General features: G+C 71.1%; 14 protein-coding genes. 8 read left to right on the forward strand and 6 right to left on the reverse strand.

The genetic code is table 11. From position 1 onward, the window contains the following. Positions 1 to 3: 3 nt before the first annotated feature. A complete protein-coding gene (locus B6R96_RS03790) occupies positions 4 to 657 on the reverse strand; it encodes a hypothetical protein (protein ID WP_081521566.1) in 654 nt (217 codons plus the stop codon). 179 nt (positions 658 to 836) lie between these two features. Between B6R96_RS03790 and B6R96_RS03795 the strand changes: the two genes are divergently transcribed. After that, positions 837 to 1,052 carry a DUF6479 family protein gene (locus B6R96_RS03795; RefSeq protein ID WP_030385402.1) on the forward strand — a complete coding sequence of 72 codons (216 nt, stop codon included), beginning with the start codon at positions 837 to 839 and terminating at the stop codon, positions 1,050 to 1,052. Between the two features lie 32 nt (positions 1,053 to 1,084). Here B6R96_RS03795 and B6R96_RS03800 read toward each other — a convergent pair whose 3' ends face one another. Together B6R96_RS03800 and B6R96_RS03805 are read right to left on the reverse strand one after the other, a co-directional pair. Continuing rightward, positions 1,085 to 1,549, reverse strand: coding sequence for a hypothetical protein (locus B6R96_RS03800; protein ID WP_081521567.1), 465 nt, complete (start codon positions 1,547 to 1,549; stop codon positions 1,085 to 1,087). Positions 1,550 to 1,578: 29 nt separating this feature from the next. After that, positions 1,579 to 2,052 carry a DUF5709 domain-containing protein gene (locus B6R96_RS03805; protein WP_081521568.1) on the reverse strand — a complete coding sequence of 158 codons (474 nt, stop codon included), beginning with the start codon at positions 2,050 to 2,052 and terminating at the stop codon, positions 1,579 to 1,581. Between the two features lie 240 nt (positions 2,053 to 2,292). Between B6R96_RS03805 and B6R96_RS03810 the strand changes: the two genes are divergently transcribed. Continuing rightward, positions 2,293 to 2,649: a hypothetical protein gene (locus tag B6R96_RS03810; RefSeq protein WP_081521569.1), complete on the forward strand. Its 357-nt coding sequence runs from the start codon at positions 2,293 to 2,295 to the stop codon at positions 2,647 to 2,649. 77 nt (positions 2,650 to 2,726) lie between these two features. Here B6R96_RS03810 and B6R96_RS03815 read toward each other — a convergent pair whose 3' ends face one another. After that, positions 2,727 to 2,999, reverse strand: coding sequence for a DUF6480 family protein (locus B6R96_RS03815; protein ID WP_081521570.1), 273 nt, complete (start codon positions 2,997 to 2,999; stop codon positions 2,727 to 2,729). Positions 3,000 to 3,286: 287 nt separating this feature from the next. Here B6R96_RS03815 and B6R96_RS03820 point away from each other — a divergent pair, with 287 nt between their 5' ends. Continuing rightward, positions 3,287 to 3,748 (forward strand): STAS domain-containing protein, encoded by a 462-nt coding sequence (locus B6R96_RS03820; protein ID WP_030385397.1) that lies wholly within the window; start codon positions 3,287 to 3,289, stop codon positions 3,746 to 3,748. Positions 3,749 to 3,825: 77 nt separating this feature from the next. On the opposite strand, the gene B6R96_RS03825 is transcribed toward B6R96_RS03820, so the two are convergent. Then, complete coding sequence (locus B6R96_RS03825; protein ID WP_081524963.1) at positions 3,826 to 5,058, reverse strand: serine hydrolase domain-containing protein; 1,233 nt, start codon at positions 5,056 to 5,058, stop codon at positions 3,826 to 3,828. 409 nt (positions 5,059 to 5,467) lie between these two features. On the opposite strand from B6R96_RS03825, the gene B6R96_RS03830 reads away from it, so the two are divergent. Then, entirely contained in the window at positions 5,468 to 5,842 is a 375-nt protein-coding gene (locus B6R96_RS03830; protein ID WP_081521571.1) for a hypothetical protein, read from the forward strand. 180 nt (positions 5,843 to 6,022) lie between these two features. Beyond that, positions 6,023 to 6,439, forward strand: coding sequence for an ArsR/SmtB family transcription factor (locus B6R96_RS03835; protein WP_081521572.1), 417 nt, complete (start codon positions 6,023 to 6,025; stop codon positions 6,437 to 6,439). 99 nt (positions 6,440 to 6,538) lie between these two features. On the opposite strand, the gene B6R96_RS03840 is transcribed toward B6R96_RS03835, so the two are convergent. Beyond that, a complete protein-coding gene (locus B6R96_RS03840) occupies positions 6,539 to 7,285 on the reverse strand; it encodes a hypothetical protein (protein WP_159396271.1) in 747 nt (248 codons plus the stop codon). A gap of 524 nt (positions 7,286 to 7,809) precedes the next feature. Here B6R96_RS03840 and B6R96_RS03845 point away from each other — a divergent pair. The 3 genes from B6R96_RS03845 to xdhC are packed head-to-tail and all read left to right on the forward strand — an operon-like array spanning position 7,810 to position 12,507. Then, complete coding sequence (locus B6R96_RS03845; protein WP_081521574.1) at positions 7,810 to 9,273, forward strand: xanthine dehydrogenase small subunit; 1,464 nt, start codon at positions 7,810 to 7,812, stop codon at positions 9,271 to 9,273. Then, positions 9,270 to 11,663, forward strand: a complete 2,394-nt coding sequence (gene xdhB, locus B6R96_RS03850; RefSeq protein WP_081521575.1) for a xanthine dehydrogenase molybdopterin binding subunit — start codon at positions 9,270 to 9,272, stop codon at positions 11,661 to 11,663. Before B6R96_RS03845 ends, xdhB begins: the two co-directional genes overlap by 4 nt. 1 nt (position 11,664) lies before the next feature. Further along, positions 11,665 to 12,507 (forward strand): xanthine dehydrogenase accessory protein XdhC, encoded by an 843-nt coding sequence (gene xdhC, locus B6R96_RS03855; protein ID WP_107475456.1) that lies wholly within the window; start codon positions 11,665 to 11,667, stop codon positions 12,505 to 12,507. The last annotated feature ends 23 nt before the right edge of the window (positions 12,508 to 12,530 follow it).

Raw genomic sequence — 12,530 nt, forward strand, 5'->3', positions numbered from 1 at the left:
CGTTCACGACCACCGTGCGAATTCGGTGTCGAGGCGGGTGTCAGTGCGCACCCACACTTCGCCCCCGGCGGCCCCGGCCGGGGCGTCGACTCGTTCGAGACCGAGGAACTCGATCAGCTTGAGCAGTGCGGCCCGTTCGGCTCGGTCGTCGTCGGCACCGTGCGAGTCGAAGAAGACGTAGTACTGGTCGCTCGGGTCCACGTATCCCGAATCCGCCCAGATCCGGGCGACCTCTTCGATCGCCGCTCTTTCCGTCGTGATCGTGGCGGCGCGGGCGGCACCGCGAGTCTCCGGTGACGCGTCGAGGTCGGCAAGGTCGGAGAACCACTGGCCGAAGCGGTCGAGTCCGGCGTATCCGTTCTCGAAGAACAGCATCGCGCTCGGAAGATAGCGATTGCCCCTGCCGACCTGGAGGTATTCCGACCGGGGTTGGTCCGCGGTTTTGATCCGGGAGATCACACCTTGCCCGGGCATGAGGACCAAACTCTGCCCCGACGGTTCGTCATTGATGGTGTAGGTGTCGGATTCCCGACCACGGAAGAACGCGGAGAACGCCACGTAGGCTTCCTGAGGGTCGCCCACGGAGACCTGTTGGTCGTTGCCATCACCGACGGCGAAGACGAACTGTTTGGGTCCGGGGGCGTAGGGGCGAGCCATATGCGTCCTTCGTTCACGTGTGACGGCTCCGCCAGCGTAGTCGAGCCGCAACGCACGTCGACCTGCCGTTCTTCGCCGACGAAGCCAGGAGAACAGCCGGATACGCCCCCCTGGTATGCGCAGGAATTCCCGGCCCCCTCCCGATGCACGGAGAGGACGATCCGGGGTAGGCGCCGACCATGAACCTCGCAACTGTGCTGGCCGCCGAAGGAACCCCGTCCCTGCTGCTCATCCTCGTCGGCGTGGTGATCGCGGCCCTGCTCGTCGCCGCCTTCTGGTGGGGCAGCCGACGCGCCGCCCGCCGCCGTTCCCCGGTCGGCCCGACCCCGCAACCGCGCAGCGGCTCCTGGCAGACCCCCGAGGACGACCCGAACCAGGGCCATCCCAACCCCTGAGCCGAGCCCTCGGCGCCGTCAGGAGGAAGCCGTCAGGGGGAAACGGCCCGGTCGGGCTGTACGGGGCGCAGGACGGGATCGATCGCCGTCAGGTCCTCGTGCAACTCACGGGCCCCCCGGGCGATGCGGTCGTCGCCGTCCTGCGCCAGCTCCTCGCAGAGCCGCAGCGCCTCGTCCAGGTCGGTGGCGAAGATGCCGAAGACGTCGAGGACCGCGGTGTGGATCCCATCGCTGCAGTTCGCATCGGCCACCGCCATCGCGGACGCGACGATCGACAGCCCTGACCGGTCCACCCGCCGGAGCAGGCTCTCGGCGGTGCGCCGGGTGACGAAGGTGTCGCCGGGGCCGAGCACGAGCTCCAGCAGGGGCCCGACGGCCTCCGGCATCTCGGCGAAAGCGGCCGGCCCGTGACCGGCATCCGCCCGGTCGCGCCAGTCGTCGCTCCGCCCGAGTTCGCCGAGCGCCGCCACAGCGGCACGCCGCAGGTCACTGCCCATGTATCTGCCCGCCCCTCTTCGATTCCGGGTCAACGTACATCCCAGGAATCGTCCTCCTCCACGTCCTCGATGACGTGCATGGCGGCTTCCTCGGCCGAGGCGGCTCCCGCGTCGATCCCCACGTCGTGGGCGAGGACGGAGCTCCCGTGCGGCGAGGAGGCGACCGGGGCCAGCCGGCCGGCGCGCGGGCCGCCCGCCTGCGCGTCCACCGGTTCGCCCTCGCCGTCGGCCAGGTCCCCGATGCCGTCCCCCGTGATGGCTTCCTGCTCGGGCAGTTCCCTGGCCAGGCGATCGTCGAGGCTCTCCCCCCGCCGTTGCCCCTCACAGGTGGTGTCGTCCCGTTCCCTCGCGTGGGGCCGCTCGGGCGGCGAGTACCCCTGGTCGAGCAGGGCGTCCGTACCGGGCTCGCCGAGGCTGTCGTCCATGTCGGGCTGCAGTTCGGAGGGCTCGTCCTCCGGCTGCGGCTGGTAGACGTCGTCGCCGCGGGCACTGGTCTCGCTCATGGGCCTGTCCTCCTTCACACCGTGTGCTCTCCTGGCCACTCCCCGGAAATACGGCGCTCACACGGATCGGCGGGACCCCGTCCGCACCCACGGCGGGTGACGGGGCGATCCCCCTGTCCCCAGAGGTACGAGATCCACATTACCCCCGGCCCGCCCTCGCCATCCGTCCGCATACAACCGCCGGGGCCGGGCAGGCGAACGGTACCCAGCAGGTGTGCGTCACGTAGCGAAGGAGTGTCCGTGCTGCCCGTCAAGGTGACCGACCGAGGTGTGCTGATCATCCGACTGCAGGCCGATCTCGACATAGACCGGCGCGCCACGACCGCGTCGGCGATCGACCGCCTTCTGTCCTCCCACCGGTCCTCACCGGTCGTGCTCGAACTGACCGACGGCGCACTGAGCCCCTCGGCGGTGAGCACCGTCTCACGGGCGATCCGCATCTGCCGCGACGCGGGCACGACGGCGGCCGTGGTCACTCGGAGCACGGAAGCCCTCCGCGCCCTCGGAATCGGCGACGGCACCCAGAGCCCGGACGTACACCCCACCACCTCCGTGGCCGTGGCCGCCCTGTCGGCGACGGCCGAGACGGCGGCCTAGGCGGCGGCCTGGGCGGCAGCGCCTCCCGCCCGCGTCACCGCTGCGGCCGCCCGGCCCGGGCCGGGCGGCCGGGACCGTCAGAGGTCCAGCACGATGGCGTAGGCGAGGAAGAACAGGGCGCACACCAGGGCGAGCAGGCAGATCAGCACGAGGGGGCCCATGGCCCAGCCGCGTGAGAGGGGCCGGTACGGGCCCGCCCCGGAGCCGGTGCTCGACTCCCCGGGCGGGGTTTCGCCCGGCGGGACCGCGCGTCCGGCCGGACTGCCGGGTACGGTCCGCCGGCGCGGATCCGGATCGGGCGCCGGGCGGGGAGCCGGGTTGGCTGCGGACGCCGGGTTGGCTGCGGACATGGTGCGCACCTCCTCGAAGCCGCCACGCCTGCCGAAGCGCCGGGCCGACCGGCCCGGCGCGCAGGCGCAAGCACGACTACCCGGCGGCTACCCGCCACCCCTGCGCTCACTCCTCGGGACCCGCGGCAGCGGCCTGCGGGTGCGCTTGCGCTCGGCGGGGTCCCGGGTCTATCACATAGGTACATGGACGGGGCCGGCTGCCCTGTCCGTTCGGCACGGCTCCGTCGCCGTGCGTGCAGTGCCCGGGAAAAGGGGCGGCGCGAGCCACTCGGCCCAGGGAGGACGCCATGGAATCCTTCGAGGCGACCGTGGTACCGCTCGGTGGCGGCACCCTCCTCGTCACACTGGCCGGCGAGATCGACGTGACGGTGCGGCGGGACCTGAGTCTGCTGCTGCACACCCTGCCGCCCGACTCGGCGGTCGTCGTGGACATGGGCGGTGTCAGCTTCATGGACACGGCCGCTCTCCACTTCATCTCCTCGCTGCGTGCGCGCAGCCGCCGCAGCCGGACGGCGCTGTTGGTCATGGGGCTGCGGCGCCAGCCGACCTGTCTGGTGGACATGGCGGGCAAGGTCGACATCACGATGAGGACGCCCTCGACCGGCGCCGCGGAGTTCTGTGCCGACCTGGAGGCCCGCAGCCGTCTGGCCCGGCTGATGGCCCGGCCCCGGGCCGGGCGGGAGGACACGTACGACCCGGCGGGCGCCGAACGGCCGACGGAACGCCCCGCGGTGCCGCCTGCCCGGTGACAGGTCGGTGGCGGGGCACGACGGTGAGGCCCGTGCCGCCGCACCGGGGGTGAGGGGCGCCGCGGAGTGGTTCGGTATCAGTCGTCGATCGCCTGGTAGAGCGTGGTCCAGAAGTCGTGGACGAGCCGCGCCGGATCCGGGACGGACAGTCCGACCTGGGTGAGCAGGATTCCGGTGAGCCGGTTCTCCGGGTCGGCGTAGGCCGAGGTACCGGTTCCACCGTCCCAGCCGAACTGGCCCACGGGCGCGTAGTCCCCGCGGTAGGTGCGCACCGCCATCCCCAACCCCCAGCCGCCCTGCTGCCCCTGGCCGAACGAGATGTGAACGGCGTTGCGGGCAAGGGCGGATCGGTGGGCCTCCTGCTCGGGCGTGAGGCGGTTGGTGGTCATCAGCTCGACGGCGGGCCGGGACAGGATCCGTTCCGTGCCGTGCATGCCCCGGTTCAGCAGCATGCGGAAGTAGGCGTGGTAGTCGTCGGCGGTGGAGACCAGTCCGCCGCCGCCCGCCTGGAACGCCGGAGGTGCGCTGTACTGCCCGCCCACCGCCTCGTCCCACACGGTGAACTCCCCGGTCTGCGGGTGGGGCGCGTAACTGGGCGGCAGCCGGTCGATCTTGTCGGCGGGCACGTGGAAGCCGGTGTCCTTCATCCCCAGCGGTTCGAGTACGCGCTCGCGCAGGAACGTCTCGAACGGCCGGCCCGTGACCCGTGCGACGAGCACGCCGAGCACGTCGTGGCTGAGGTGGTACTGCCAGTGCTCGCCCGGCTGCCGCATCAGGGGCAGCGCGCCGAGGTCACGCATCCACGCATCCGGCTCGGGCAGCGGCTTGGCGCCCTGGCTGAAGACGCCCCCCTCGAAGATCGCGTTCATGAGGGGAGAGCCCAGTGCCGTCAGGTCGATGCCGAGCCCGAAGGTGGAGGTCACCAGGTCCCGGACGGTGATCGGCCGCCGTGCGGGCACGGTGTCGTCCAGCGGGCCGTCGATCCGCTTCAGCACCCGGCGGTCGGCGAGTTCGGGCAGCCACGGGTCCACCGGATCGTCGAGGCGCAGCCTGCACTCGTCGAGCAGGACCATCGCCGCCGCCATCGTGACCGGCTTGGAGGTGGACGCCATGCGGAAGATCGTGTCCCGGCGCATCGGTCCGCCACCGCCGTCGTGGCGCATCGTCCCGATCGCTTCGACGTGCGTCTCTTCGCCCCGGCCGACGAGGGCGACGAGCCCGGGGATCCTCCCCGATTCGACGTGCCGTGTCAGCATCTCGCGCAGCCTGCGCAGTCCCGCTTCGGAGAAGCCGTCGCGTCCCTGTCCCATCACGAACCCCCTGTGCACCGTCATGACGTTCAGCAATTGCTGAACGTCAGCGACAGTACATTGCGTTCACGGAACAGCCAAAGATCAAGAAGGTCAATTGAGCCTACAAAACAAGGGGTACTAGCGCTCCGTTGCAATGAAAATGCAGCTGAACGCAACGACCGACCGAGGTCCGCTGTTGCAATGAGATGCGTGTGAACGCACACTTCGCAGGTGGGTGCGCCCCGCACCGCACCCCTCGCCGCGGGTGCTGACCCGCACCCGTCGGGACTGCATGGACATTCCACGCAATCCCCCGTTCCCCCCACATCGCCGCGCACGCTCGGTAGCTTCGGGATCACCAGCTGTCCGGCGCCTGCGAGCACCGAGCACCGGACGGGGACCGCAAAAGGCAAGGGAGCGAGTGACGATGGCGAACGTTGAGGTCTCTTTGAAGGAGACGATGACCTCGATCGAAGGCGCGGTGGGGGCCGCCCTGGTGGACTACACCAGCGGTATGGCACTGGGTACCCTCGGCGGTGGGAAGGACCTCGACCTCACGGTCGCCGCCGCGGGCAATACCGATGTGATCCGCGCGAAGTTGCGCACCATGGAGATGCTGGGCCTGCAGGACGAGATCGAGGACATCCTGATCACCCTCGGCGGCCACTACCACCTGATCCGGCTCCTCAAGGGCCGCGGGAACGGCGGCCTCTTCCTGTACCTCGTCCTGGACAAGGCCAAGTCGAACCTGGCCATGGCGCGGCACCAGCTCAAGCGCATCGAGTCCGACCTGGATCTCTGACACCGGAAATTCCGCGCCCACGCATGCCCACGAGTTGAAGAATTCTTCAATCCGGCACATCTGAAACAGGTCATACCCGGGCGTGCGTGGGCCCGTCCGTACGAACGTATGGGAGGTCGGCCGACCGGAAGCCCCGCGCCCCCAACACGGTTTGAAGCAACAGCAGGAGCACTCATGGGAATGCAGGTACCCCTCTACCAGGCGAAGGCCGAGTTCTTCCGCATGCTCGGACACCCCGTCCGCATCCGCGTCCTGGAACTCCTGCAGAACGGCCCCGTACCCGTACGCGACCTCCTCGCCGCGATCGATGTCGAGGCGTCCAACCTCTCTCAGCAGCTGGCGGTCCTGCGCCGCTCCGGCATCGTCGTGTCCATCCGCGACGGAGCGACCGTCAGTTACGCACTGGCCGGCGGCGACGTGGCCGACCTGCTGCGCGCGGCCCGCCGCATCCTGACCGAACTCCTGGTGGGTCAGAGCGAACTCCTCGCCGAACTCAGGCAGTCGGGACCGCAGGCGCACAGCACGGGCCGAGGTCCGGCGGCCGCCGACGGCGCGGGGCGCCTGACGGCAGATCACGCCGGGGCCGACAGGTCCTGACCCCCGCCCTGCGCACGGCGGACCGGTGGACCGGTGGACCGTACGGTCATCGCATGGGGGGCGGCAGTCCCGGTCACCTCGGCGCCGCACCCGACGGCGTCACCCCCAGTGGACCAGGGCGGTCATCGCGGCAAGGTCCGCCTGCGACCGGGCGACCGGCAGTCTCGGCCAGAGCAGTTCGTACGCGGTCTGGATCCGGAAGACCTCATCGGCGAAGGAACGCACGACCCGCTCGGTGACGGTGCCCCGCTCCGCGTGCTCGAAGAACCGCTCGCAGGCCTCCACCGCGCCTTCGCAGTCCTCGTCGAACTCGAACAGCGCACAGATCGCCTCGACGGCGTGGTCGCGCGAGGTCAGATGCCCGATGCCGCAGTCGAGCCCGTCGTCGTGCAGGTCGTCGGGGTACGGCGCACGGTGCCAGGAACCGTTCTCGAACCAGTAGACGCACTCCACCCTGCCCTGCTCCATACGGTCGCGCAGGAGCTCGTGGTTCACCCAGCCGGGCGCCCCGGCGAGAAGATCGATCGGCGGCCGGTACCGCCCGACCTCGGCGGAGTCGTCCTGGCCGAAGAGAACGGCGCGGCCCCCGCCCGACCGGATCAGCGCCCACCGGCTGCACGCCCCGTCGTCGTAGCGCAGGTCGCCGTCGATATCGGCGCCCGTACCGGTGCCCGCCCCCGCCTCCGTGCCCGTGCCCGTGCCGGTGTCGCCGACCCAATACCCCGACCGGAAGCGCTCCTTCTCCTCCTCGGCATCCCAGGTGGCCACGGCGAGCGCTGCCCAGCGTGCCCACAGCACACCCACCTCCGGAAGGTCCTCCGGCCGACCCGGACGATGAATCCTCATGCCCACCCCACCACTCCCCGGCCCTCGTGTCCGGCCCCAGACCTTATCGACGGGGCAAGGCAGGGCGGTGCCCGCGTCGACGGACCGCTCCCCGGATCGGGCGGGGGCACCCGGGCACCACTGGTGCACCGTACGAAAACCGGCCCCGGGGCACCTCCGGCCTTCGTGGAATCCACCCACGATCGCTTGACCGGAGAACCCGGTGCAACGTAACTTCGACCGCACCCACTCGTGAGCTGCCGGAAGGAGGCGAAGCCGGATGTCGACCGTCTCCGAACTGCTTCGCCCCGCACACCGGATCGCCTGGGCTCCGGGTCGTATAGCGCACGGCTGCTGAGCAGCCCCTTTCCGGCGTGCCCGTCCGCGGCCCCGGCACCTTCTCGTCCCTGTCACCACCCGCAGCACGCCTCGGCGTGCCGCTGCGTCGCGCTCCGACATCCCGAGCCGCGACCGCCGTAAGAGAAAGCACCTGAAATGGCGACCAGGATAGTCATGTCGATCGCGCGCCGAAATGAGGACCTGCCGTGGTAGCGGCGCGGATCACGGTCAACGGGAAAGAAACACCGATCGCACCGGCCCCGACCCACACCACGGTGCTGGACTTCCTCCGTGAACGCGGCCTGACCGGCACCAAGGAGGGCTGCGCCGAGGGTGAATGCGGCGCCTGCTCGGTCATGGTCGCCCGCCCCGGAGTGAACAGGCCCACCGACTGGGTGGCGGTCAACGCCTGCCTGGTCCCCGTCGCCGCGCTCGACGGCCAGGAGGTCATCACCTCGGAGGGACTCGCCACCGGCGGCGAGTCCGGCACGCCCGCCACCCTGCACCCCGTACAGGAGGAGATGGCCGTCCGCGGCGGCTCCCAATGCGGGTACTGCACACCGGGATTCATCTGCAGCATGGCCGCCGAGTACTACCGGCCCGACCGCTGCGCCCACGCCGACCCGGCCGACGGCGCCGATCCCGAGCACGGTCCGAACGGTTTCGACCTCCACGCGCTGAGCGGGAACCTGTGCCGCTGCACCGGCTACCGCCCGATCCGCGACGCCGCCTTCGCCGTCGGTACGCCCACCGGGGACGACGCCCTGGCGCTGCGGCGCGAGCAGTCCCCGCCCGAACCGGTCGCCACCGCCTACACCCACGGCGACAGCACGTTCCTGCGGCCGGGCACCCTCGCCGAAGCGCTGCACCTGCTGCGCGAGCGACCCGGCGCGACAGTGGTGGCCGGAAGCACCGACTGGGGTGTGGAGGTGAACATCCGCGCGCGCCGCGAGAAGTACGTGGTCGCGGTCGACCGCCTGCCCGAACTCCGGGCGCTGCACGTCGAGTCCGACCACATCGAGATCGGGGCGGCGCAGACGCTCACGGAGATCGAACGCCGGCTCGACGGCCGGGTCCCGCTGCTCGCTGAGCTCTTCCCGCAGTTCGCGTCCCGGCTCATCCGCAACAGTGCGACCCTCGGCGGCAACCTGGGGACCGGCTCCCCCATCGGTGACAGCCCACCGGTCCTGCTCGCACTGGAGGCGTCGGTGGTGCTCGCCGACGCCGACGGCGAGCGCGAGGTCCCCCTCGCCGACTACTTCACCGGCTACCGGCAGAGCGTGCGCCGTCCCGGCGAGCTGATCCGCTCGGTGCGCATCCCGCTGCCGCTGTCGCCGGTCACCGCCTTCCACAAGATCGCCAAGCGGCGCTTCGACGACATCTCCAGCGTGGCCGTCGCCTTCGCCCTCGACATCGAGGACGGGACCGTCCGCAAGGCACGCATCGGCCTGGGCGGCGTGGCCGCCACCCCCGTCCGCGCCCTCGCCGCCGAGGCGGCCCTGGAGGGCCGGCCGTGGACGGCGGAGACCGCCGCGGCCGCGGCCCGGGTGCTCCGGGCCGAAGGCACCCCGATGGACGATCACCGGGCGAGCGCCGGATACCGCTCCGCGATGCTGGGGCAGAGCCTGCTCAAGCTGTACGCACGGACCACTGAGGCGGTATCGGCATGAGCCACCTGTCCGACCGTCCCGAGAAGCCCGTCGTCGGCGTCTCGATGCCGCACGAGAGTGCCACCCTGCACGTCACCGGGGCCGCGCTCTACACCGACGACCTGGTCCACCGCACCAAGGACGTGCTGCACGCGCACCCGGTGCAGGTCATGAAGGCGCACGGCAGGATCACCGCGCTGCGCACCGGGCCCGCGTACGCCGTACCCGGTGTGGTCCGCGTACTGACCGGTGCCGACGTGCCCGGCGTCAACGACGCCGGGATGAAGCACGACGAGCCGCTCTTCCCCGACGAGGTCATGTTCCACGGCCACGCCGTGGCCTGGGTGCTCGGCGAGACCCTGGAGGCGGCCCGGCTCGGCGCGGCGGCCGTCGAGGTGGACCTCGACGAGAAGCCCTCCCTGATCACATTGCGGGAAGCCATCGCGGCCGGCAGTTTCCACGGCGCCCGGCCCGTGATGCTGACCGGCGACGTCGACGCCGGCTTCGGCGAGTCCGCGCACGTGTTCACCGGCGAGTTCCAGTTCTCCGACCAGGAGCACTTCTACCTCGAGACGCACGCGGCGCTGGCCCACGTCGACGAGAACGGGCAGATGTTCGTCCAGAGCAGCACCCAGCATCCGTCGGAGACCCAGGAGATCGTCGCGCACGTCCTCGGCCTGCACAGCCACGAGGTGACCGTGCAGTGCCTGAGGATGGGCGGCGGCTTCGGCGGCAAGGAGATGCAGCCGCACGGGTTCGCGGCCGTCGCCGCGCTCGGCGCCCGGCTGACCGGCAGGCCGGTGCGGGTCCGGCTCAACCGGACCCAGGACCTGACCATGTCCGGCAAGCGCCACGGGTTCCACGCCACCTGGAAGATCGGCTTCGACGCCGAGGGCCGGATCCGGGCCCTGGACGCGACCCTGACCGCGGACGGCGGCTGGAGCCTGGACCTGTCCGAGCCGGTGGTGGCGCGGGCGATGTGCCACATCGACAACACCTACTGGATTCCCAACGCCCGCATCGCCGGCCGCATCGCCAGGACCAACAAGGTCTCCAACACCGCCTTCCGCGGCTTCGGCGGACCGCAGGGCATGCTGGTCATCGAGGACATCCTGGGCCGGTGCGCGCCGCTGCTCGGCCTGGATCCGTCGGAGCTGCGCGAACGCAACTTCTACCGGCAGGGCCAGTCCACGCCGTACGGGCAGCCGGTCCTGCACCCCGAGCGGATCTCGACCGTCTGGCGGCAGGTCCACGACGACGCCGCCGTCGCCGATCGCAGACTCGCCATCGAGGCCTTCAACGCCGCGCACCCGCACACCAAGCGGGCGCTCGCGGTCACCGGGATCAAGTTCGGGATCTCCTTCAACCTGACCGCCTTCAACCAGGCCGGCGCCCTGGTCCTGGTCTACAAGGACGGCTCGGTCCTGATCAACCACGGCGGCACCGAGATGGGGCAGGGCCTGCACACCAAGATGCTCCAGGTGGCCGCGACCACGCTGGGCATTCCGCTGCACAAGGTGCGGCTGGCCCCGACCCGCACGGACAAGGTGCCCAACACCTCCGCCACCGCGGCCAGTGCGGGAGCGGACCTCAACGGCGCCGCGGTCAAGAACGCCTGCGAGCAGATCCGCGAGCGGCTGCTCGGGGTGGCCGGCACCCAGCTGGGTGCGAACGCCTCGGACGTGCGCATCGTCGACGGCGTCGCGCGCGTCCTCGGCAGCGACAAGGAGCTGGCCTGGAACGACCTGGTGCGCACCGCGTACTTCCAGCGGGTCCAGCTGTCCGCCGCCGGTTTCTACCGGACCGAGGGCCTGCACTGGGACGCGAAGGTGTTCCGGGGCTCGCCGTTCAAGTACTTCTCCTACGGGGCCGCCGCGGCCGAGGTGGAGGTCGACGGTTTCACCGGCGCGTACCGGATCCGCCGGGTGGACATCGTGCACGACGTCGGCGACAGCCTCTCCCCGATGATCGACATCGGTCAGGTCGAGGGCGGTTTCGTGCAGGGCGCGGGCTGGTTGACGCTCGAGGACCTGCGGTGGGACGCCGGTGACGGGCCGAACCGGGGCCGGCTGCTGACCCAGGCGGCGAGCACCTACAAGCTGCCGAGCTTCTCGGAGATGCCCGAGGAGTTCAACGTCAGGCTGCTGGAGAACGCCACGGAGGAGGGCGCGGTCTACGGCTCCAAGGCGGTCGGTGAGCCTCCGCTGATGCTGGCCTTCTCGGTGCGGGAGGCCTTGCGGCAGGCCGCCGCGGCGTTCGGGCCCGGCGGGGTCGGCGTGGAACTCGCCTCCCCCGCGACGCCCGAGGCGGTGTACTGGGCGATCGAAGCAGCTCGTGGGGGCGGGGACGACGGGCAGGCGCCCGCCGGCAGCGCGGTCCCCGCCGACGCAAGTACCTTGAGCCATGCCTGACATGAGCTGGGTGGCCGCGGTCGCACGGTTGCGGGCACGCCGGGAACCCGGGGTGCTCGTGACCGTCGCGACCGTGCGCGGCCATGCGCCCCGCCGGGCCGGTGCCAAACTCGTCGTGGGTCGCACCGAGACGTGGGGGTCGATCGGCGGTGGCAACATCGAGGCCGTCGCCATCGATCGGGCGCGCGAGCTGACCGCGACGCCCGATCCCGAGCCGGAACTGATGGACTTCGCGCTGAACGACAAGGTCACCGGCCGGCACGGCGTGCAGTGCTGCGGCGGAGCCGTCACCGTGCTGCTCGAACCGCTCCCGGTGGTCCAAGCGGTGGCGATCTTCGGCGTCGGGCACGTCGGACTGGAGCTGGCCCGCATCCTGGCCCGGCACAACCTCGACCTGCACCTGACCGACAGCCGCCCCGACATGCTCACCGACGAACGGCTGGGCGTCCTCGCGGACTCCGTGGCCCAGATCCACGTGCACCACACGCCGCTGCTTCCGGAGGAGGTGCTCGCCGAGCTGCCGCCCGGCGCCCACGTCCTGATCATGACCCACGATCACGCCGAGGACGCCGCGCTGTGCGACGCCGCCCTGCGAACCGAGGACCTGGGCTCGATCGGCCTGATCGGCTCGTCCGCGAAATGGGCGCGGTTCCGGCAGCGCCTGGCCGTCGAGGGCGGCCACGGCGACGAGACCATCGACCGGATCAAGACCCCGATCGGGGTGGCCGGGATCACCGGCAAGGAACCCGCCACGATCGCGGTGAGCGTCGCGGCCGACCTGCTCCGCACCTTCGAGCAGGACCGGCCGGCCCCGCTTCCCCGGCGAGCGGTGGCCGGCATCTGAGCGGCGGCCGCTCGGCGGTCAGC

The sequence above is a fragment of the Streptomyces sp. Sge12 genome (genome assembly GCF_002080455.1).
GTDB lineage: Bacteria > Actinomycetota > Actinomycetes > Streptomycetales > Streptomycetaceae > Streptomyces.

Bases quoted from the DNA above. Each gene is read 5' to 3' on its own strand.
- B6R96_RS03790 (WP_081521566.1), bottom strand. From the start codon at position 657: ATGGCTCGCCCCTACGCCCCCGGACCCAAACAGTTCGTCTTCGCCGTC.
- B6R96_RS03795 (WP_030385402.1), top strand. From the start codon at position 837: ATGAACCTCGCAACTGTGCTGGCCGCCGAAGGAACCCCGTCCCTGCTG.
- B6R96_RS03800 (WP_081521567.1), bottom strand. From the start codon at position 1,549: ATGGGCAGTGACCTGCGGCGTGCCGCTGTGGCGGCGCTCGGCGAACTC.
- B6R96_RS03805 (WP_081521568.1), bottom strand. From the start codon at position 2,052: ATGAGCGAGACCAGTGCCCGCGGCGACGACGTCTACCAGCCGCAGCCG.
- B6R96_RS03815 (WP_081521570.1), bottom strand. From the start codon at position 2,999: ATGTCCGCAGCCAACCCGGCGTCCGCAGCCAACCCGGCTCCCCGCCCG.
- B6R96_RS03820 (WP_030385397.1), top strand. From the start codon at position 3,287: ATGGAATCCTTCGAGGCGACCGTGGTACCGCTCGGTGGCGGCACCCTC.
- B6R96_RS03825 (WP_081524963.1), bottom strand. From the start codon at position 5,058: ATGGGACAGGGACGCGACGGCTTCTCCGAAGCGGGACTGCGCAGGCTG.
- B6R96_RS03830 (WP_081521571.1), top strand. From the start codon at position 5,468: ATGGCGAACGTTGAGGTCTCTTTGAAGGAGACGATGACCTCGATCGAA.
- B6R96_RS03835 (WP_081521572.1), top strand. From the start codon at position 6,023: ATGCAGGTACCCCTCTACCAGGCGAAGGCCGAGTTCTTCCGCATGCTC.
- B6R96_RS03840 (WP_159396271.1), bottom strand. From the start codon at position 7,285: ATGAGGATTCATCGTCCGGGTCGGCCGGAGGACCTTCCGGAGGTGGGT.
- xdhB (WP_081521575.1), top strand. From the start codon at position 9,270: ATGAGCCACCTGTCCGACCGTCCCGAGAAGCCCGTCGTCGGCGTCTCG.
- xdhC (WP_107475456.1), top strand. From the start codon at position 11,665: ATGAGCTGGGTGGCCGCGGTCGCACGGTTGCGGGCACGCCGGGAACCC.